Origin of the sequence: Caenispirillum salinarum, from assembly GCF_044803115.1 — a bacterium.
In the GTDB taxonomy this organism is placed as follows: domain Bacteria; phylum Pseudomonadota; class Alphaproteobacteria; order Rhodospirillales; family Rhodospirillaceae; genus Caenispirillum; species Caenispirillum salinarum_A.
Genome location: NZ_CP085224.1, coordinates 1,223,065 through 1,246,248 on the forward strand (window position 1 = coordinate 1,223,065; position 23,184 = coordinate 1,246,248).

Below are 23,184 nucleotides of genomic sequence, written 5' to 3' on the forward strand. Positions count from 1 at the left end.
CTACTGCGCCGGTTCGGCCTCCGGCGCAGCCTCTTCGTTCAGCCCCTGGGCCACGGCCTCGCAGAAGCCGGCCAGGCCGCCCAGCCAGCCGGCGATGGTCTCGCGGCGGAACAGGTCGGCGGCGTATTCGAACGAAAGCTGAATCTGATCGCCCGCCGGCCCCGCCTTGTCCACAACGAACAGGGTCAGGTCGAACTTGGCCGTGGTCGCCTCCAGCGCCAGTTCCCCCGTCATGGCCGAAGCCGCCGGCCTTGCGCCGTCGTCCCGGATACGCATGTCGGCGAAGGCCTGGTAGGCGTAGTTGACGTTGAACAGCGGCTGCCGGCCGCCGCGCCGGGGTGGGTTCAGGCGCTCCACCAGCATGTCGAAGGGATAGGACTGGTGGTCCAGCGCCGCCGTCACCTCGGCGTCAAGGGCGTTCAGCAGGCTGTTGAAGTCGCCGTCGGGGTCCACGGTCATGCGCAGCACCATGGCGTTGACGAAGAAGCCCACCATGGGCTCCAGCTCCGGCAGCGGGCGGTTGGCGACCGACATGGCGACGGCCAAATCCTCCTGCTCCGTCAGGCGGTTGAGGAAGACCAGGAAGACGCCGAGCGCCACGGTTGAGACCGTCATCCCCCGGTCCGCCGCCGCCTTGCGCAAGAGGGTGGAGGCGGCCGGGTCCAGGCGCACCGACTCCACCCCGCCGGTGATGGCGGAGTCCTCTGTCTCCGGAAAGTCGAAGGGGAGGCGGACGAGCCCCGGCGCGGTGCCCAGCCGTTCCAGCCACCAGCGCTCATCCGCCGCGTAGCCGTGGGACGACTCCCACACCGCGTAGTCGATGTAGGCGCGGGGCAGCGGCGGCAGCGGGCGGCCGGAATACAGGGCTTCAAGGTCCTCGTGCAGCACCTGCATGGACCAGCCGTCGCCCAGGATGTGGTGCAGCATGAAGGCCAGCAGCACCCGGCCGTCGGGCAGGGTGAAGAGGCGCACGCGCGTCAGCCGGTCGCGGGCGAGGTCGAAGGGCTCGGCGGCCATGCGGGCGGCCTCGGCGCGGGCCTCGTCCTCCGTCGCGGGAACGGCTTCCGGGATGGTCGAGGCGTGCGGCTCGACGATCTGGCGCGGCTCCCCGTCGGTTCGGATGAAGCGGGTCCGCAGCGCGGCATGGCGGTCGAACAGGGCCTTGAGAGCGGCGCGCAGGCGGTCGGGGTCCGTGCCGGGGGCGAAGAGGTAGGCGCCGGGCATGGTGTAGCGCGCCGACGGCCCTTCCATCTCGCCCACCAGCCACAGCCGCCGCTGGGCGTGGGAGAGCGGATAGTGCTCCGCAGCGGGCGCGGCTGGCAGACCCGTGTCGGAGGACGCAGGCGCGGCGGCCGTCAGCCACGCCGCCTGCTCGGCGACGGTGGCGCGGGCGAGAAGCTCCTTCAGCGGCATCGACACGCCGAACGCCGCGCGGATGCGTGAAGCCAGTTGCACGGCCTTCAGCGAATGGCCGCCCAGCGCATGGAAGCCGTCCGACCGCCCGACGCCAGGCACGCCCAGCACCTCCGCCCACAGCCCCGCCAGCTTTGCCTCCGTCGCGTCCGCCGGAGCCTCCGGCGCGGTGGCGGCGGCGGGCGCGGTGGCCTCGGGCGCGGGCAGGGCGCTTCGGTCGACCTTGCCGTTGGTGGTCAGCGGCAGGGCCTCCAGCGGCACGAAGACCGCCGGGATCATGTGCGCCGGCAGCACCGTCGCCAGGCCGTCGCGCAAGGCCGCCGGCTCCGCGCCGCCGGTGACCCAGGCCACCAGCCGCTTGCCGTCGCCGGCGGGATCGTCCTGCGCCAGACAGGCGGCATCGGCCACGGTCGGCAGGGCGCGCAGGGCGGCCTCGACCTCGCCCAACTCGATGCGGAAGCCGCGCACCTTCACCTGGTGATCGGTGCGGCCCAGGTATTCCAGCACCCCGTCGGGCCGCACGCGGCAGAGGTCGCCGGTGCGGTAAAGGCGGGCACCGTCCGGGCCATACGGGTCGGCGATGAAGCGTTCCGCCGTCAGGTCGTCGCGCCCCAGGTATCCGCGCGCAACCCCCGATCCGCCGATGAACAGTTCGCCGGCTGCGCCGATGGGCACGGGGCGCAGGCGGGAGTCCAGCACGCGCAGCGTCGTGCGCGCGATGGGGCGGCCGATGGGGATGGCGGGGCCGTCGGCTGCCTGCGCCTCGTGGATGCAGCAGCCGACCACCGTTTCCGTCGGGCCGTATTCGTTGATCAGCCGCACGGCGGGCGCGGCCTCAAGCCAGGGCGCGCAGGTTGCGGCCGTCAGGGCCTCGCCGCCGATGACCAGGGCGTGGGCTGCGTCGGCCAGGCGGTCGCGGGGCAGCAGGCGGGTGAGCACGTCCAGGTGCGCCGGCGTGATCTTGAGCAGGCTGAAGCGCGGATGGTCCGCCAGCAGGGCGGCCAGGCCCTCGATCTCGTCCCCCGGCGGCACCAGCGTCACCGGCCGCCCGGCGGCCAGTGGCCCGAGCAGCGCCGTGATGGTCGCGTCGAAGGAGAGCGATGAGGACAGCGGCGCGCCGTTGCCCTCGGCGATGCGGTAGTAGTCCACCGCCCAGTCCAGGTAATGCGCGAGGCCCCCGTGCGGCACGGCCACACCCTTGGGCCGCCCGGTGGAGCCGGAGGTATAGATCACATAGGCCAGATCCTCCGTCGCCGGGGCCGGCAGCGCGGCGGCGCCGGACGCGGGATGGAGCGGCCGGTCGACGCACAGCGCCGCCGCCCCCTCGGGCACACGGTCGGCCAGGCCGTCGCGCGTCAGCACCAGGTCCGCGCCGCTGTCGGCGACCATGTAGGCCAGCCGATCGGCGGGATAGGCCGGGTCGAGCGGCACATAGGCCCCGCCGGACATCAGCACCGCCAGCAGGGCCACGGGCATCTCCGGGCAGCGGTCGAGCAGCAGGCCGGCGCGCGCTTCCCGGCCGACGCCCCGCGCCCGCAACACCGCCGCCAGCGCGCGGGCGCGGGCGTCCAACTCGGCGAAGGACATGGCGCCGCCGTCCCACCATCGCAGGGCGGGCGCGTCGGGTGTTTCCGTCGTCCAGCGGCCGATCATCTCCAGCACCGTGGCCGCCGGTGCGGGTGTATGCGGACCCACGGCCCAGCCGTCCAGCGCGGCGCATTCCACGTCGGGCAGCAGGGGCAGGGCGGCCAGCGGCTCGGAGCCGTCGGCGGCGGCGAAGGCGGCCAGCAGCGTGTCCATCTGCGCCAGCAGGCGGTCGGCGGTGGCGGCGTCGAAGCGATCGCGCCGCCAGGCCAGATGCAGCGCCATGGCCTCGCCCGGCACCACGGCCAGCGTGAGCGGCAGGTTTGTTTCCTCCGCCGTGGTCGCGGACTCCACGCGCAACCCGTTGTCGGTGTTGACGGTGGTGGTGTCGGGGTAATTCTCGAACACCACCACGCTCTCGAACAGCGCCCGGCCGGGATGCCCCGCCCAGGCCTGAAGGTCGGACAGCGCCACCTGCCCGTGTTCCTCCGCCGCCTGTGCGGCATCGCGCAAGGCGGTGAGCCAGGCGGCGAGCGTCATGTCCTCGTCCACGGCCACGCGCAGGGGCAGGGTGTTGATGAACAGGCCCACCATGCGGTCCACGCCGGGCAGGTCCGCCGGCCGGCCGGAAACGGTGAGGCCGTAGACCACGTCGTCCGTCCCCGCGTGCCGCGCCAGCAGCAGCGCCCAGGCGCCCTGGACGAGCACCGAGGGCGTCACCCGCAGCCGCCGCGCCAGGGCCGCCAGCGCCGCCGAGGCGTCGCGGGACAGACGCAGGACCGACTCCCCGGCGCCCCGGCCGCCTTCCGGCTCCGCCCAGGGCAGGGGGGTGGGGCTCGGCAGGCTCTTGAGGGTGTCGCGCCAGAAGGTTTCATCCGCCGCCGGATTCCGCGCCGCCATGCGCGCGGCATGGTCGCGGAACGTCGTGGCGGGCGCGGGCGCCGTTGGGCCGCCGGCGCGGATGGCCGCATAATCGGCGGCGACCTCGGCCAGCAGGACGGGCAGCGACCAGCCGTCCAGAATGACGTGATGGCGGCTGACCAGGAAGGTCCAGCGGTCGTCCTCCAGCCGCACCAGGACGCAGTGCATCAGCGGCGGGTGCGCCAGGTCGAACCCGGCGGCGCGGTCGGCGGCCTGGAGGCGGTCGAGCGCCTGGGCCTGCTCGGCGGCCGTGCGGGCGCGCCAGTCCTCCACCCGCCACGGCAGGGCCGTGCTGCGCGGCACCACCATGAGCGGTCGGGTCACGCCCTCGGTCACCACGGCCCCGCGCAGGATGGGGTGGCGCTCCACCAGGGCCTCCCACGCGCGGCGGAAGGCGGCGGGGTCCAGGTTGGACAGCGTCAGCACCGACTGCTGGACGTAGACGCCGCCGGCCTCCGCCAGTTCCGTTTCATAGGCCATGCCCGCCTGCATGGGGGTGAGCGGCCAGGCATCGGCGAGGCGCCCGAAGCGGGCCGTCAGGGCGTCCAGCGCCGGCTGGTCCAGGCCCGCCAGCGGCAGGTCGGCGGGGATTGTCAGGTCGGCGCCCGTCGCGGCCTCGGCCAGCGCGCGCAGGTCCGCCACCACCTCGGCCGCCAGGGCCTCCACCGTCGCCACCGACAGGGCCGACGGCTGGTGCGTGAAGCGCAGGCGAAGCGTGCCGCCGACCACCGCCGCGTCCAGTTCCAGCGCGTGCGGGCGGTGCATGTCGGGCGCGCGGTCGGGGCCGTGGTCGTCGTCGGCCAGGGCGAAGGGCGCACCCGGCGGCAGGGCGCCGTCCAGCCGGCCCAGGTAGTTGACCAGCACGTCCGGCTCCGGCCCCGTCAGCCGCTCGCGCAACAGGCCGAAGCCCGCCCCGGCGCCGGGCACGGAGCGTGCGGCCTGGGCGACGGCCTTCAGCGCGTCCACCGGCGCGGCGGCGGGATCGGCGGGCAGCCGCAGCGGGTAGAGGCTGGTGAACCACCCCACGGTGCGGGAGACGTCCAGCGCCTCGGCCGGCGCGGCATCGCGGCCATGGCCTTCCACGGCCACCGTGACGGCCTCGCAGGAAAGCCGCCGCCCCAGCACCCGGCCGAGCGCCGTCAGCAGCAGGTCCGGCACGCGGGCCGACGGCGGCAGGAACCCGTCGAATGTCGCGTCCGTCACCACCGTCGGCCCCTCCGCCGGTCCCTCCAGCGGCAGGGGCGCGACGGCCTCCAGCGCCTGCGTCCAATACGCCAACTCCGCCGAGGCATCCAACGCTGTCAGCGCCTTGGCCCAGGCCTGGAAGGAGGCGGTGCGCGGCGGCAGCGCGCCGCCGGTCAGCAGGGTCGCGAAATCCTCCAGCAGCACGCGCCACGACACCGCATCCACCACCAAATGATGGATGGTCAGCAGCAGCCGGCCGGAGGACGGGAACCACACGGCGCGCAAGAGCGGCGGCGCGTCCAGGTCCGCGAACACCTTGGCGCGGATGGCCTCGGCGGCGATGTCGTCCGTCTCCGCCACCTGAACGGCCACCGTCTCCGGCGCCGGGTGATGGGCCTGGGTCCAGCCCTCGGCCGTCTTGCGGAAACCCAGGCGCAGGGCGTCGTGATGGTCCACCAGCCCTGCCAGCAGGCGGCCGAGGTGATCGGGGGCGGTGTCCGTCGGCAGGCTGAGAAGCATCGACTGGTTGAAGTGCCCGAGCGGCCCCGGCCGGTCCAGCAGCCAGCGCTGGATGGGTGTTACCGGCACGGCACCGTCACCCGCCGCGTGCGTGGTGTCCGGCGCGGCGGTGGTGGAGGCGGCGGCGGCCAGTTCGGCGATGGTCTGGTGCTGGAAGACCTGGCGCGGCGTCAGCGTCAGCCCCGCCGTCCGCGCCTTGGCGACGATGCGCAGCGACAGGATGGAATCGCCGCCCAGCTCGAAGAAGTTGTCCGTCACGCCCACGGCGGGACGGTCCAGCACCTCTGCCCAGATGGCCGCCAGCGCCCGCTCCGCTTCGGTGCGCGGGGCGCGGGCCTCGGCGGGCGGGGGCGCGGTCTCGGCGTCGGGCTCCGGCAGGGCCTTGCGATCGACCTTGCCGTTGGGCGTCTGCGGCAGGCGGGGGAGCGTCACGAAGACGCCGGGGATCATGTGGTCGGGGAGGGTGCGGGCCAGATGGGCACGAAGCGCGGCCGCATCGGGCACCGCCGGCCCTGCCACATAGGCCACCAGCCGCCGCCCGCCGGTGGCGGTCTCCGGCGCGGTGACGACGGTTTCGGCCACGTCGGCATGGGTGCGCAGGGATTCCTCGATCTCACCCAGTTCGATGCGGAAGCCGCGCACCTTCACCTGATGGTCCAGGCGCCCCAGGTAATCCAGCCGCCCGTCCCCGCGCCAGCGCACCAGGTCCCCGGTGCGGTACATGCGTCCGCCCGCGCCGAAGGGGCAGGGCAGGAACCGCTCCACCGTCAGGTCCTCGCGCCCGTGGTAGCCGCGCGCCAGGCTGTCGGAGGCCAGATACAGCTCCCCCGGCACGCCCACGGGCACCGGCTGGCAGAGCGCGTCCAGCACATAGGCCCGCGTGTTGGCGAGCGGACGGCCGATGGTCACGGGGCCTTTGCGCGGGACCATCTCGAAGGTGGAATAGGTGGTGTCCTCCGACGGACCGTAGAGGTCGTAGACCTCTGCCACGCCGGCATCGTACAGGGCGGTAGCGAGGCTGCGGGGCAGGGGCTCGCCGGCCAGGTTCACCACCTCCACCGAGGCGGGCAGCCCGCCGCCGTCGGCCAGCAGGGCGGCGACGGCGGACGGCACGGTGTTGACCAGCTTCACCCGGTCACGGGCCTTCAGGGTCGGCAGGTGCAGGGCATCGTCGGCCAGGAACAAGGTGCCGCCGGCGGCCAGCGTGGCGAAGATCTCGAACACCGACAGGTCGAAGCAGATGGACGTCGCCCCCAGCACCGCCGAAAGCTTGTCCGGGCCGAAGGTCTCCAGCGCCCAGGCGACGAAGCACACCGCCGCCCGATGCTCGATCGCCACGCCCTTGGGCCGCCCGGTGGAGCCCGAGGTGTAGAGCACATAGGCGAGGCTTTCCGGCCGAGCCAGCGCCGGCGGCGGGGTCTCGGGCATGGCGGAAAGGTCTTCGGTGTCCAGGCGCAGCAGCGTCGCCGGAGTGTCCTTGAGCAGGCCGTTGCCAAGCGCGTCCGTCGTCACCACCACGGGCGCGGCGGAATCCTCCAGCATCAGCGCCACGCGCCCGGCGGGATAGGCCGGGTCCAGCGGCACATAGGCGCCGCCGGCCATGTGGATCGCCAACAGCGCGACGATCAGGTCGGGCGTGCGCGGCAGGCAGACGCCGACGCGCGTTTCCTCCGCCACGCCCAGCGCCCGCAGCCGATGCGCCAGCCGCGCGGCGCGTCGGTGCAGGGCGTCATAGGTGAGCGTCCCGTGGTCGGACACCACGGCTTCTGCATCGGGAACGCGCGCGGCCGCTTCGGCCAGCAGGTCGGGCAGCGTCCGGTCGCTCGGCCAGGGGGCGGCGGTATCGTTCCAGCCCTCCAGCACCAGCGCGCGCTCGGCCTCGGGCATGAGCGGCAGGCGGGCGACGGGTGCGTCGGGGTCCGCGACGGCCGCCGTCAGCAGGGTGACGACGTGCGCCGCCAGGCGCCGCGCCGTTTCCGCCGTGAACAGGTCGGTGGCGTATTCCAGGCTGCCGGCATAGCCGCCGGTGGCCGCGTCCTCCGCCAGCGCCAGGGTCAGGTCGAACTTGGCCGTGCCGGTGTCGAAGGCGCGGGGTTCCAGCGTCAGGCCGGGCAGGTCCAGGGGCTTTTGCGGCGTGTTCTGCAACACGAACATCACCTGGAACAGCGGGCTGTGGCTCAGGGACCTTTCCAGGTCCAGGGCGTCCACCAGCTTCTCGAACGGCAGGTCCTGGTGGGCGAAGGCGTCCAGCGCCATGGCCTTCACCGCCTTCAGCTGCGCGCGGAAATCGTTTGCGCCGCCGCCGGGGCAGCGCAGGACCAGCGTGTTGACGAAGCACCCGATCAGCGGCTCCAACTCCGCCCGAGGCCGCCCGGCCACGGGGGTGCCGACGCAGACCTCTTCCGCCGCGCCGTAGCGCGCCAGAACGGCGGCCCAGGCAGCCAGCAGCACCATGAAGGGCGTCGCGCCCTCGGCCTTCGCCAGTGCCTCGATGCCCGCGCGCACTTCGGCGGGAATGGTGAGCGGCAGCGCCGCGCCCTTGAAGCTCTGCACCGGCGGGCGCGGGTGGTCGGTGGGGAGCGCCGTCAGCGCCGGGGCGCCCGCCAGCGCCGTCCGCCACCAGTTGATCTCCCCGGCCAGCGTCTCGCCCGACAGCCACTCGCGCTGCCATTGGGCGGCGTCGGCGTATTGCAGGGCCAGCGGCGGCAGCGGACTTTCCCGCCTCTCGCGGAAGGCGGTGTAGAGGGCCGACAGCTCATGCACCAGAACGCCCGTCGACCAGCCGTCGCCGGCGATGTGGTGCAGGGTGACCATCAGCCAGTGCCGGTCCGCCGCCAGCCGCAGCAGGCGGGCGCGCAGCGGCGGGTCGCGCTCCAGGTCGAAGGGGGCGGCGGCCTCGGCGCGGGCGAGCGCTTCGGCCTTCGCCTCGTCGGCGGCCTCGGTGACCGGCAGGGGGACGTCGGAGGCCGGAAGGATGACGTGCCGGGCCTCGCCGTCGACGCTCTTGAACCGGCCGCGCAGCACCTCGTGCCGGCGGGTGATCTCGGTCAGGGCGGCGGCGAGGGCGCGTGTGTCCAGCGCCCCCCGCAGGTCCAGGACGGCGGGCATGTTGTAGGTGGCGGCCTCTCCCTCCAGCCGGTCGAGCACCCACAGCCGTTCCTGCGCGAAGGACAGCGGCACGCGCTTGCCCTCGGCCTTGCGACGCTTGAGTTTTTCGGCCAGCAGGGCGCGCTTGTCGGCGGCAGAAGGGGCGGGGGCAGCGTCACTCATGCGTCATCGTCCTCAAGCTCGGCGAGAAGGCGTTCCACCTCCTCGTCGGACAGGCCGTCCAGGTCCAGGTCGTCAAGATTGTCGGGGGCGGCGGCCTTCAGCACCGGCGGCGGCGCGGTGGCGGCGGCGGGCGCGGCGGTCTCCAGCGCCGCCGCCAGCCCGGCGACGGTGGGATGCTCGAACACCGCGCGCACGGGCAGTTCCACCCCCAGCGCATCGCGGATGCGCGCCACCAGCCGCATGGCGAGCAGCGAGTGGCCGCCGAGCGCGAAGAAGTCGTCCGTCGCGCCCACGTCGTCGACCTCCAGCAGATCGCGCCAGAGGCCGGCGATGGTCTCCTGCGCCGGGCCTTCGGGCGCCACCTTCTCCCCGGTTCCCAGCGCGGTGGCGTCCGGCTCGGGGAGGGCGCGGCGGTCGAGCTTGCCGTTCGGCATGAGCGGCAGGGCGCCGAGCGCCACGATCACGCGCGGCACCATGTGGTCGGGCAGGCGGCGCGAGAGGGCGGCGATCATGTCGGCCCGCTCCGGCCCGCCGGCCACGTAGGCGACCAGGGCGCCCGACCGCTCCAGCACGGCGGCCTCGCGAACGCCGGGCAGGTCGCGCAGGGCGGCCTCGATCTCGCCCAACTCCACGCGCAGGCCCCGGATCTTCACCTGGTGGTCCAGGCGGCCCAGGAACTCCAGCGTGCCGTCGCCGCACCAGCGCACGCGGTCGCCGGTGCGGTAGAGGGTGCGCGACGGGTCTTCCGGGTCGGGTACGAAGGCCGCCGCCGTCAGGTCCGGCCGGTCCAGGTAGCCGGGGCCGACCTGCGGGCCGCCGATGCACAACTCCCCGGCCACGCCCGGCGGCACCGGCGCAAGCCGGGCGTCGAGTACGCAGGCGCGCACGTTGGCGGTCGGGCGGCCGATGGGAATGACGGCGGGGATGTCCTCGCGCGGGACCTCGTACCCCGTCACGCCGATGGAAGTTTCCGAGGGGCCGTAGCTGTTGAACAGGGCCACGTCCGGCATCCGCGCGAACAGGGCGCGCGGCAGGGCGGCGGGCATCTGCTCGCCGCCGCAGACGATGCTGCGGACGCTTGTCAGGTCCTCCAGCCCCGGTTCTTCCGCGAACACGCCCAGCATGGAGGGGACGAAGTACATCACCGTCACCCCGGCCTCGCGCGCGAGCCTGACCAGATAGGCCGGGTCGCGGTGTCCGTCGGGGGCGGCCAGCACCACGCGGGCGCCGGCCGTCAGCGGCCACAGCAGTTCCAGAATGGAGGCATCGAAGGTGAGCGGCGTCTTGTGCATCACCACGTCGCCGAGCTTGGCCGCGAAGGCGTCCTGCGCCCAGGCGATGAAGTGCGCCACGCCGGCATGGGTGTTCACCGCCCCCTTGGGCCTGCCGGTGGAGCCCGAGGTGTAGATGGCGTAGCACGGCATGTCGGGCGTGACGTCACCGAACAGCGGAATCTCCGGCATCCGGTCAACGCGCTCATCGGCGTCCAGCAGCACCACCGGCGCGTCCGTCTTGGGCAGGCGGTCCTTGAGCGCGGTTTCCGTCACGATCACGGCGGCCTTGCTGTCCTCCAGCATGAAGGCCAGGCGGTCCACGGGGTACTCCGGGTCGAGCGGCACATAGGCGGCACCCGCCTTCAGGATGCCGAGCAGGGCGGCGACGGCCTCGGGGCTCCGCCGCACGCACAGCGCGACGAACCGCTCCGGCCCGGCACCGGCGGCAATCAGCGCGTACGCCCACTGGTTGGCGCGGCGGTTCAGCGCGGCGTAGCTGAGCCTCGCGCCGTCGTCGGTCACCAGCGCGGGAGCCTCCGGCGTGCGCAGGGCCTGGGCCGTCACCAGCCCGTGCAGGGTCTCAGGCACCACCGGCAGGGCCTTGCCGTGCTCCCAGGCCGCCAGCGTGTCGCGGTCGGCGGGCGTGAGCAGCGGCACGGCGTCCACCGGCTGGTCGGGCGCGGCGGTGGCGACGTCCAGCAGCGCCAGGACGTGGGCGGCCAGACGCTCCATGGTGGCGGCGTCGAACAGGTCGGCGGCGTATTCGATCTCGCCGGCCATGGTGCCGTCGGCGCACGCATCGTCGTCGGCGAGTGCCAGGGTCAGGTCGAACTTGGCGGTGCCCGACGGGCGCTCCACCGGTGTCGCGGTCACGCCGGGCAGGTGCAGCGGCCCGGGGCCGGCGGTCTGCACCATCAGCATCACCTGGAACAGCGGCGCGTGGGCCAGCGAGCGTTCCGGGTTGACCGCCTCCACCAGTTGCTCGAACGGCACGTCCTGGTGGGCGTAGGCGCCCAGTGCCGCCTCCCGCGCCCGGCCGAGCAGCGCCCGGAAGCCGATGCCGCCGGAGGTGTCCAGCCGCAGCGCCAGGCTGTTGACGAAGAAGCCCACCAGCGGCTCCAGCGCGCTGCGGGTGCGGTTGGCGACGGGGGTGCCGATGACCACGTCCGTCTCCCCCGCCCAGCGCGAGAGCACGGCGGCAAACGCCGCGTGCAGGGCCATGAACAGCGTCGCGCCCTCGGCCCGCGCCACGGCCACCACCCGCGCCCGCAGGTCGGCGGGCAGGCGGAAGCGCACCGTCTCGCCGCGATAGCTCTGGCGCGGCGGGCGGGGGCGGTCGGTGGGGAGGGCGAGCAGCGGCGGCGCGCCGGCCAGCGCCTGTTTCCACCACGCCAGTTGCCGCGCGGCCTCGCCACCTTCCAGCCAGGATCGCTGCCAGACGGCGAAGTCGGCGTACTGGACGGCGAGCGGCGGCAGGGCGGCGGTCCGTCCGGCATGGGCGGCGGTGTAGAGGGCGTCGATCTCGTCGGTCATCACCGCCAGCGACCAGCCGTCGCAGACGATGTGATGCAGGGTGAGCATCAGCACATGGTCGTCGTCCGCCAGCCGCAGCAGCCGCGCCCGGATCACCGGTCCGGCGGCCAGGTCGAAGGGCTTTGCGGCCTCGGCGGCCAGCGCCTCGTCCAGAGCCTCCTTTGCCACGTCCTCCACCGGCAGCGGCAGGGATGCGGGCGGGTCGATGATCTGCACGGCCGCGCCCGCCACCTCGGGAAAGCGTGTGCGCAGGGGCTCGTGCCGCGCCACCAGACCATCTAGCGCCGCTTGCAGGGCCGCGCGGTCGAGCGCGCCCTTGAGCCGCAGCGCCAGCGGCATGGAGTAGGTGGACGACGGCCCCTCAAGCTGCGCCAGGAACCACAGCCGCAGCTGCGCCGGCGACAGCGGCGGCGGACAGGCGGTGTCGCGATCGGCGGGGACCAGCGGCGGCGCGTTCGCGTCCAGGGCCTCGGCGCGCAAGCCATCGACCCGGCGGGCGAGATCCTTCAACACCGGCGCCTCGAAAACGGCCCGCACCGGCACTTCCACCCCGAACAGGTCGCGCAGGCGGGCGGTGACGCGGGTCGCCAGCAGGGAATGGCCGCCCAGGTCGAAGAAGGCGTCCTCGCGGCCCACCCGGTCACGCCCCAGCACATCCGCCCAGATGCCGGCGAGAATGTCTTCCGTCGGCGTGACGGCGGCGGCGTGAGCGGTTTCCTCCGTCGCCATGTCGGGCGCCGGCAGGGCGCGGCGGTCGGCCTTGCCGGATGGCGTGCGCGGCAGGGCCTCCAGCGCCACGATGGCCGAGGGCACCATGAAGGGCGGCAGGCGGTCGCGCAGCCAGTCCTTCAACGCCGCCACGGGCGCATCCGCACCGGTGACGTAGGCGACCAGGGTCTTGTCGCCCGGCCGGTCCTCGCGCGCGATGACCACGGCCTCGCGCACCGACGGATGAGCGGAAAGCGCGGCCTCCACCTCGCCGGGCTCGATGCGGTGGCCGCGGATTTTCACCTGTGCGTCGGCGCGGCCGAGATAGGCGAGCGTCCCGTCGTTGCGCCAGCGCGCCAGGTCGCCGGTGCGGTAGAGGCGGGTGCCGTCGGGCGCGGTGACGAAGCGCTCCGCCGTCAGGTCGGGGCGGCTGTGGTAGCCCTGGGCCAGAGCAGTGCCGGCGACGCACAACTCCCCCGGCAGGTCCGGCGGCACCAGCGCCAGGTCGGGCGCGCGCAAGCTGACCTGAACGTTGGCGACGGCCGCCCCGATGGGCGGCAGCAGGGGCCAGCCATCGGGGTCTCCGGCCAGCGTGTAGGCGGTGACGACATGGGTTTCCGTCGGGCCATACTGGTTGACCAGCACCGCGTCCGGCAGGGCTTTGAAGAAGCCCTTCACGGCGTCGGAGCACACCAACTGCTCGCCGGCCGTCACAACCTCCGACAGGGCGGCCGGAATGCGGCCGGTGCGGGCGGCGGCCTCGGCCAGCGCGTTGAGGGCGACGAAGGGCAGGAAGAGGCGCTGCACGCCCGTCTCACCCAGCACGCGCAACAGGGCGTCGGGGTCGCGGCGGGTGTCCTCGTCCACCAGCACCAGGGTTCCGCCGCCGGCCAGTGTCGACAGCATCTCCTGGAAGGAGACGTCGAAGGACAGCGCGGCGTATTGCAGCGTGCGGGCGGCCGGGTCGCGAGCATCTGTCAGCTGCCAGCGGATCAGGTTGACCAGCGCCCGCTGCCCCATGACGACGCCCTTGGGCGTGCCGGTGGAGCCCGAGGTGTAGAGCACATAGCCCAGCCGGTCCGGCCCGCCGTCCGGCAGGGCGCCGGGGGCGGCATCGGGCCAGGGGTCGTCCAGGCAGAGGACGGGCGCGCCGGTGGCGGGCAGGCGGTCGCGCAGGGCGCGCGTGGTCAGCAGCACGGCGGCGCCGCTGTCCTCCACCATGAAGGCGAGGCGGTCGGCGGGATAGGCGGGGTCGAGCGGCATGTAGCCGGCGCCCGCCCACAGCGCGGCCAGAACGGCCGTCACCTGGTCCAGCCCGCGCGGCAGGCAGAGGCCCACCAGGGCATCCCGCCCGACGCCCCGCGCGGCCAGAACCCCGGCCAGCCGGGCGGCGCGGTCGGCCAGCTCGGCGTAGGTGAGGCTTTTGCCGTCCATCTCCACCGCCACGGCGTGCGGCGTGCGATCGGCGGCGCGGGCGACCATGTGGGCGAGGGTGTCCGCATCCGACAACGGAAGGTCGACGCCCATGCCTTTGACCAGCGCCGCCGCCGCCTGTATGTCGGAGACCGGCGGCAGGGACAGCGCGCGGGCCTCTGGTGCGGTGCCGGCGGCTGTCAGGACGGCGGCGTGCAGGGCGGCGAGGCGGCGGATGGTCTCGGCCTCGAACAGGTCGGCGTTGTACTCCCAGGCGGCGACCAGGGCGCCGGTCTCGTCCTCGCGCAAGGACAGGGTCAGGTCGAACTTGGCCGTGGTGATGTCCTGCGGCAGCGGGCGCGCGGTCAGGCCCGGCAGGTCCAGGGGCGCGATCTCCTGCGTCTGCATGACGAACAGCACCTGGAACAGCGGCGCGTGGGCGAGCGACCGCTCGGGCTTGAGCGCCTCCACCAGTTGCTCGAAGGGCACGTCCTGGTTGGCGAAGGCGCCCAGCGCCGTGTCCTTCACCCGCGCGACCAGAGACTCCACGCTCTCGGCCTCGTCCAGCGTCACCCGCAGGGGCAGGGTGTTGACGAAGAAGCCGATCAGGTCCTCCACCTCCGTCCGGCCGCGATTGGCGACGGGTGTGCCCACCACCACGTCGACCTCTCCCGACAGCCGCGCGAGCAGGATGGAGAAGGCCGCCAGGTGCACCATGAAGGGCGTGGCGCCGGTCTGCTCTGCCAGGGTTTGCGCGGCGGCGACGGCGGCCGGCGGCAGCGGCCGTTCCTCGGTGCGGCCCCGGAAGGTCTGGACGGCCGGGCGGGGATGGTCAGTGGGCAGGGGCAGCAGCGGCAGCGCGCCCTTCAAAGCCTCGCGCCAGTACTCCACCTGGGCGTCCAGGACGGTGGCCGTCAGGGCGGAGCGCTGCCAGGCCGCATAGTCGCCGTACTGCACCGGCAGGGCCGGCAGCGCGGCGGCACGGTTTTCCAGGCGGGCGGCGTAGCACTCGCCCAGGTCGCGCACCAGCACCCCCAGCGACCAGCCGTCGGCGGCGATGTGGTGGAGGGTGAGCAGCAGCACATGCCGGTCGTCGGCCAGCCGCAGCAGACGGGCGCGCAGCATCGGCGCGGCGGACAGGTCGAAGGGCCGCGCGGCCTCCGCGGCGGCGACGGCGTCCAGGGCGGCGGCGGTGATGTCCTCCACCTCCAGCCGCAGCGGGTCGGCGGGACGGACATCCTGCACCGGCGCGCGGGCGTCCTCTCCCACCACGATGGCCGTGCGCAGGGCCTCGTGCCGGCTGAGCACGTCGGTCAGCGCATCGCCCAGCGCGCGGGCGTCCAGGGTGCCGGAAAGTTCCAGCGCCAGCGGCATGTTGTAGACGGCGGATGCGCCTTCCATCTGGTCCAGGAACCACAGGCGGCTCTGGGCGAAGGAGAGCGGCGCGAAGCCGGCCTCCAGCCGTTTGACCAGCGGCGGCAGCCCGTCCCGCGCCACGCCGCCACCCGACAGCCGGGCGGCCAGGAGGCGCGGCGTCGGCGCCTCGAACAGCGCCTTCAGCGGCAGGTCGAGGCCCATCGCATCGCGCAGGCGGGCGGCGACGCGGGTCGCCAGCAGGGAATGGCCGCCCAGCGCGAAGAAATCGTCGTGGCGGCCGACGCGCTCCCGCCCCAGCACGGCGGCGAAGGCGTCGGCGACGGCGGTTTCGGCGGGGCCGGCCGGCGGTTCGTAAACGGCTTCGCGCCACGCCGGCGGCGGCAGGGCGCTTGTGTCCACTTTACCGTTGGCGGTGCGCGGCAGGGCGTCGAGCACCAGGATGGTCGACGGGATCATGTAGGCCGGCAGGCGGGCGCGCAGGGCTTCGGCCAAGGCTTCGGGATCAGCGCCCGGCGCGGCGGCATAGCCCACCAGCGCGGGCGCCCCGGCGGCGTCGGACAGGGCCAGCACATGGGCCTCGCGCACGCCGGCCAGGGCGGACAGCGCGGCGGCGACTTCCGCCGGTTCCACGCGGTGGCCGCGGATCTTCACCTGATGGTCGGCGCGGCCCAGGAACTCCAGCACGCCGAGGAAGCCCCCGCGCCAACGGACCCGGTCGCCGGTGCGGTAGGCACGGACGCCCGGCCATTGGTCGGGGTCGTCGATGAAGCGCCCGGCCTCCGCCGCGTGATCGCCGATGTAGCCGCGCGCGACGCCGGGACCGGCGACCACCAGCTCACCGGGCGCGCCGAGCGGCACGGGACGCATTGCGGCGTCGACCACGTAAGCGCGCATCCCCGGCAGGGGCTGGCCGATGGGCAGGATGGCGTCGGGGTCGTCGGGCGTGTCCCACCGGCTCCCGACCCGGTGCAGGGTGCAGCAGACGGCCGTTTCCGTCGGGCCGTAGCCGTTCAGCACGGTGATCCTGGCCTCGCGTGCCCAGGCGATGTCGCGCCAGCGGATGGCCTCCACGCCGATCAGCAGCTTGCGCAGGCTGCTCTCGCCCAGCGCGGCGCCCACCGGCCCCACCAGGGCCGGATGCAGGTACGTGCACGTAATGCCGTGTTCGGACAGATAGGCGGCATGGGCGGCGGGGTCGCGGATGGTCTCGGCGTCGGGCAGGTAGAGCCGTGCGCCCCTGGTCAGGGCGGAGAAGATTTCCAGCACCGAGACGTCGAAGGTCGGGCGCGTGGTCAGGCTGACGCGGTCCTCGGGCGTCAGCGCATGGTAGGCGGCGAGCGTGTTCACGATCGCCCGATGCGGCACCATGACACCCTTCGGCCGCCCCGTTGAGCCCGAGGTATAGATGACGTAGGCCAGCGCCTCGGGATCGGTGCCCACCTCGGGCCGGTCGTCGGCCTTCTCCGCCAGGACGGCCTCGGCGGCGATGACGGGCAGGTCGCCCGCGCCGTCGCCGATGACGGCCAGCGCGCCGGCATCCTTCAGAAGCGCCGCCCGGCGGGCCGGTGGGTGGTCGGGGTCGAGCGGCAGCCACGCGCCGCCGGCCTTCAGCACCGCGAGCAGCGCGACGGGCAGGATGGGCGAGGGCGGCAGGCAGACGCCCACCACGCTATCCCGCGCCACCCCCAGCGCCCGCAGGCGGTGGGCGAGCGCGTTGGCGTGGCGGTCGAGCGCGCGCCACGTCAGCGCATCCTCCACCGCCATGGCATCGCCCAGCGACGCGGCCTGCGCCTCCACCAGTGTCAGAAGCGTGTCGGTGGAAGCTGCCCCGTAGCCGAACACGAGATTATTCATCTGGTTGAGGTTGGCTCTGTCCATGCTTGGGATCAGCACGGCGCCCGCCGTCTCCTCGCCCGGCGCCTTGGCCATGCGCGAGAGGATGCGGCCATAGGTCTCGGCGATATCCTCCACCGTTTCCTTCGACAGCGCCGCCGTCTCGTAGCCCAGGGACAGCGACAGGCCGCCGTCGCGCGGGGAGCGGGCGAAGGTGGTCGTCAGGGGCAGGCCCGTGCGCTCCCAGTGGCGCACCGTGTCCACCTGAAGGGCCTCGCCTTCGTCCAGCACCGCGCCGTAGACGTGGAAGTGGACATAGTTGAAGGCACTGTGGATGAGCGTCGCGCCGTTCGCCGCGCGCTGCTGGATGTCGGCCAGCGGGTGACGGCGGAAGGGCAGGGCGGCCTGTTCCGCGGCGTGGGTGCGGCGGATCAGGTCCAGCCATGTCCCGCCCGAGGTGTCCAGCCGCAGCGGCAGGGTGTTGAGGAACAGGCCCAGCGCGCGCTCGCCGTCCGCCTCCTCGGGCCGGCCGTTGGCGACCATGCCGGTGACCACGTCGCAGGTGCCGCCCCACAAGCCCATGGCGACGGCGTGCGCGGTCAGCAGCAGGGTCTTGAGCGGCGCCCCGGCGGCCTCGGCCGCCCGTTCCAGTTCTGCGACGAACGCCGGCTCCAACGGCACGTCCAGGCGGGCGGCGCCGGGGGCGGTCGGGTCGCCCGAGGCCGGCAGCGTGGTGGCGGTGGCGTCCTCCAGCGTCGCGCGCCAGTGGTCCAGGCTGGCGGGATCGGCGACGGCCGCCTGCTCCAGCGCCACGAAGCGGGCCATGGAGGCGCGAGGGGCCGGCGGCGGGGCGGTGCCCAGCATCTCGCCCAGCACTTCCGTCAGCAGCGTCGCGAAGCTCCAGCCGTCCAGGATGGCGTGGTGGAAACCGACCGTCAGCGAGATGCGGTCCGCCCCGCGCCTGTGCGCCGTCACCCGCCACAGCGGCGCCTGCGACAGATCGAAGGGGCGCGCCTTGTCGGCCTCCATGGCGGCGAGCACCGCCGCGTCCTGCTCCGGCCCCGAGAGGGCGGAGATGTCCTCCACCACCACGGGCACGCGGACCGTGCCCGGCTCCGCCACCACCTGCACGCCGCCCTCGGCCGGGAAGGCGGTGCGCAGGACGGGGTGGCGCGCACAGGCCGACTGCACGGCGGCGTCCAGGGCGTCCGCGTCGAAGGGGCACCGCAGGTCGGCGGAAAAGACGTCGTGGTAGACGGCGCCGTCGCGGTCCATCTGCGCGTGGAACACCATGCCGGCCTGTAGGGCGGTCATGGGATAGCGGCGGTCGTCCAGAACCTCCACCGGCGCTGCCGGAGCCGGCGCGGCGCCGATGGCGGCGGCGAGGCCGGCGGGCGTGGGGTGGCGGAACAGCGTCGCCAGTTCGATCTCCAGGCCCTTGGCGCGGGCCTTGGTGATGACCTGGATGGCGCGGATGGAATCGCCGCCGCGCGCGAAGAACCCGTCGTCGCGGCCGACACGCTCCACTTCCAGAACTTCCGCGAACGCCTCGGCCAGAACCGTTTCCTCCGGCCCGCGCGGGGTGGCGTAGGCGGCGGTGTCGGCCTCGGGCTCGGGCAGGGCGCGGCGGTCGAGCTTGCCGTTCGGGGTGAGCGGCAGGGCATCCAGGGCTACAATGGCGGCCGGCACCATGTAGTCCGGCAGGCGGGTCCCCAGGCGGCGGCGCAGGTCGGCCACATCACAGCCGGGTGCCACGATCCAGGCGGCGAGACTCTTCACCCCGCCCGCCTCGCGCACCAGCACCACGGCCTCGCGCACGTCGGGCTGGGCGGTGAGCGCGGCCTCGATCTCGCCCAGTTCGATGCGGAAGCCGCGCACCTTCACCTGATGGTCGATGCGGCCCAGGTATTCGATGTCGCCATCCGCCATCCGCCGCGCCAGGTCGCCGGAACGGTAGAGGCGGCCCTGCCCGGTGAACGGGTCGGGCACGAAGCGTTCCGCCGTCAGCGCCTGCCGCCCCAGATAGCCGCGCGCGAGGCCGGCGCCGCCGACGCACAATTCCCCCGGCACGCCGACGGGCACGGGCCGCAGGTGGGCGTCCAGCACGTGCAGCGACAGGTCCGGGATGGGCCGGCCGATGACGCTTGCACCGTGCGCGAGGTCCGCCCGGCGGATGGGGCGGTAGGTGACGTGCACGGTGGTTTCCGTGATGCCGTACATGTTGACCAGCAGCGGCGTCTCGTCGCCGTGGCGGTCGAACCAGGGCTTGAGCGCGTTCAGCTCCAGCGCCTCGCCGCCGAAGATCACCAGCCGCAGGGACAACGCCCCGCCCGCCGCCGCGTCCGCCTGAATGAAGGGGCGGAAGGCCGACGGGGTCTGGTTCAGCACCGTGACCTTCTCGTCGCGCACCAGGGCGTGGAAGGCATCGGGGGCGCGGCTGGTCATCCACGGCACCACCACCAGGCGCCCGCCGTGCAGCAGCGCGCCCCACATCTCCCACACCGAGAAATCGAAGGCGTAGGAGTGGAACAGCGTCCACACGTCGCGCTCATCGAAGCCGAACCAATGGTCGGTGGCGGAGAACAGGCGGGCGACGTTGGCGTGGGTGATCTCCACGCCCTTGGGCCGCCCGGTGGAGCCGGAGGTATAGATGACATAGAGCAGCCCGTCGGGCGTGGCGCGCTCAGGCAGCGGGCTCGCGTCCTCGTCCGCCAGGCCCGGCGCGTCGGCCAGGATGCGCGTCAGGCCGTCGATCCCGTCCAGCGCATGGGCGGCTGGGGCGTGGGTGAGGACGACGGCCGCGCCGCAGTCCTCCACGGTGTAGCGGATGCGGTCGGCGGGATAGGCCGGGTCCAGCGGCACATAGGCGCCGCCGGCCTTCACCACCGCCAGCACGGCGGCGATCATGTCCGGCGACCGGTCCAGGCACAGCGCGACGCGGGTTTCCGGGCCGACCCCGTCGGCGATCAGTCGGCGGGCGAGGCGGTTGGCGCGGGCGTCCAGCTCGGCATAGGTCAGCCGTTCGCCCTCGCTGGTGACGGCCACCGCATCCGGCCGGCGCGCGGCCTGCGCGGCGAACAGGGCGCCGAGGGTGGCGTCGGCGGGGGCGTCCGCCGCGGCCGCACCTTCCATGATCAGCGCCTTTTCCTCCACCCGGTCGAGCAGCGGAATGCGCGACAGGGCGGTGGCCGGGGCCTCGGCGAAGGTGTCCAGCACCCGGCCCAGCATGGTCGCCATGCGGGCGATGGTGGCGGGGTCGAACAGGTCGGTGGCGTATTCCAGGGCGGCGTCAAGGCCGCCGGCGGTTTCCCGCACGTCCAGCGTTACGTCGTACTTGGACGTATGGACGGGCAGTTCCAGCGCCCCGCCCGCCAGCCCCGGCAGGCCGAGCGGGGTTTCCGTCGACAGCACGTCGTGGGCGAAGACCACCTGGAAGACGGGGGCGTGGCTCAGGTCGCGTTCGGGCGCGAGCGCGTCCACCAGCTTCTCGAACGGCAGGTCCTGATAGGCCATGGCGGCGAGCATGGCCGCGCGCACCCGCCCGACCAGCGTGCGGATGTCGGGGTCGTCGGACAGGTCGACGCGGATGGGCAGCATGTTGACCAGGAAGCCCACCAGCCCCTCGGTCCCTTCCGGGCGGCTGGCGACGGGGGTGCCGATCACCACCTCGTCCAGCCGGCCCAGCCGTCCGACCAGCGCCGCCCAGGCGGCCAGAAGCACCATGGCGGATGTGGCGCCGGTCTCGCGGGCAAGGGCGGAGAGCCCGCCGCGCGACAGGCGGAAGCGATGCGCCGCGCCCCGGCCGGAGAAGGTCGCGGGGCGGGCGTGATCCGTCGGCGGACCTGACAGCGCGGGCGCCCCGGCCAGGGCATCCCGCCACCAGGCAAGCTGGCGGTCCATCTCGCCTTCCGCCAGCCAGTCGCGCTGCCAGACCGCATAGTCGGCGTAGGAGACGGGCAGCGGCGGAAGCGCGGCGGCCGTGCCGGCGGCGTGGGCGTCATAGAGCGCGCCAAGCTCGCGCACCAGCACGCCGACCGACCAGCCGTCGCCGCAGATGTGGTGCAGGACGACGACAAGCACATGCTCCGTCGGGCTCGCGCGCAGCAGCACGGCGCGGAAGGGTGCCTCTCCGGCGGACAAGTCGAAGGGCCGGGCGGCGTGGGCGGCGGCCTCGGCCTCAAGGTCCGCAAGGGCGCAGTCGATCACCTCCAGCGCCACGGGCGCCGGCGGCTGGATCAACTGCACCGGCTCGTCGCCGAAGGTGGTGCGGAGCGTCTCGTGCCGGGCCACCAGATCGGTCAGGGCGGCGCGCAACGCCTGGTCATCCAGCGGGCCGGAGAGCCGCAGGGCGCCCGGCATGTTGTAGGTGGCGCGCGGCCCCTCCAGCCGGTCGAGCACCCACAGCCGCGCCTGGGCAAACGACAGCGGCGGCGGATCGCCGGCGGCGTCGCGGGGCGTGACGGGCGGCGGGGCGGTGGCGGCCGTGTCGTCCAGGCGCGCGGCCAGGGCTTCCGGCGTGCGGGCGGCGAACAGGTCGGCGAGGCTCAAGGCCAGGCCGTGGTCGCGGCGGGCCTTGGCGATCAGCGCGGCGGCCTTCAACGAATGGCCGCCCAGCGCCAGGAAGTCGGCCTCGATGCCCAGCGGGGACGCGCCCAGGAACTCCTCGAACAGCGCGACCAGGGCCTTTTCGGCGGGGGAGCGCGGCGGCGTGACCGGGCCGGCGGCGGCCTTCGGGTCGGGCAGGGCGGCGCGGTCGACCTTGCCGTTGGCGGTCAGCGGCAGGCGCGGCAGGGGGACGATGGCCGAGGGGCGCATGGGCGCGGGCAGGCGTGTTTCCAGGCGTGCTGCCTGACGATCGGCCAGGGCCTGCGCGTCGGAGACGGCGGCGTCGGGGACGATCCAGGCCAGCAGGCGGTCGCCCCGCACCAGGCAGGTCGCCAGCGCCACGTCGGGGTCTTCCGTCAGCAGGGCCTCGATCTCGCCCAGTTCGATGCGGAAGCCGCGCAGCTTCACCTGATCGTCGCGGCGGCCGATGTATTCCACCGCGCCGTCCTCCCGCCAGCGGCAGACGTCGCCGGAGCGGTAGAGGGTGCCGCCGTCGCGGAACGGGTCGGGGATGAAGCGTTCTGCCGTCAGCTCGGGCCGCGCGTGGTAGCCCGACGCCAGGCCCAGCCCGCCGATCAGAAGCTCTCCCGGCACGCCGACGGGGCAGGGGCGGCCGAGGTTGTCCACGATGGTGCAGGTGGTGTTGGCGATGGGCGGGCCGAGCGGCACGTCGTCGGCGTCGGCATCGGTGACGCGGTGGCAGCAGGTGAACGTGGTGCTTTCCGTCGGGCCGTAGCCGTTGACGACCTCGATCCCCGGATTGGCGGCGCGCACGGCGGCCACATGGCGCGGGCTCAGGCGTTCGCCGCCGGCCATGAGCTGGCGGAGGGGCGCGAAAACGGTTGCGTCCTCGTCCACCACGGCGTTGAACCAGCTTGCCGTCATGAACATGGCGGTGACGCCGTGGTCGGCCAGGATGCGGCCGAAGGTCGGCGTGTCCATGAGTTGGTCGACGGGCGCCAGCACCACCTTTCCGCCGTTCAGCAGCGGGCCCCAGATCTCGAAGGTGGCGGCGTCGAAGGCGGGCGACCCGGCCTGGAGCGTCACCATGTCCGGCCCGAAGTCCACGAAGTCGCTCTCGCGCACCAGCCGGACGATGGCGTGGTGCGGAATGACGACACCCTTGGGCCGCCCGGTGGAGCCCGAGGTATACATCACATAGGCCGTCGCGTCCGGCGTCACGGCGGGCAGGGCCGGGCCGTTCCCGGTCAGCTCCTCGGCGGTGATGACCTCCAGCCCGTCCACCGCGCGGTCGGCCAGGATCAGCGCGTCGCCGGCATCCTCGGCTACCAGCTTCAGGCGCTCCACAGGCCAGGCCGGGTCCAGCGGCACATAGGCGGCACCCGCCTTCAGCACGGCGAGCATGGCCGTCACCAGCGCGCAGGAGCGCTCCACCAGCACGCACACCAGCGCGCCGGGCGCCACGCCCCGCGCCACGAGCCCGCGCGCGAGCGTGTCAGAGGCGGTATCCAGCTCCGCATAGGTGAGCGTCGCGCCGGTCACGTCCGCCACCGCCACGGCCTCGGGCCGGGCGCGCGCGGTCTCGGCG

General features: G+C 73.8%; 2 protein-coding genes (1 of these 2 only partly in view). Both read right to left on the reverse strand.

Annotation, left to right across the window (positions count from 1 at the left end):
• A complete protein-coding gene (locus LG334_RS05725; RefSeq protein WP_404384158.1) occupies positions 1-8,892 on the reverse strand; it encodes an amino acid adenylation domain-containing protein in 8,892 nt (2,963 codons plus the stop codon).
• On the reverse strand, positions 8,889-23,184 hold the 3' portion of the coding sequence (locus LG334_RS05730) for an amino acid adenylation domain-containing protein (protein ID WP_404384160.1). It continues 767 nt past the right edge of the window; only the last 14,296 of its 15,063 coding nucleotides appear in the window; the start codon falls outside the window, past its right edge; its stop codon occupies positions 8,889-8,891. The genes LG334_RS05725 and LG334_RS05730 overlap by 4 nt, the downstream gene beginning before the upstream one ends.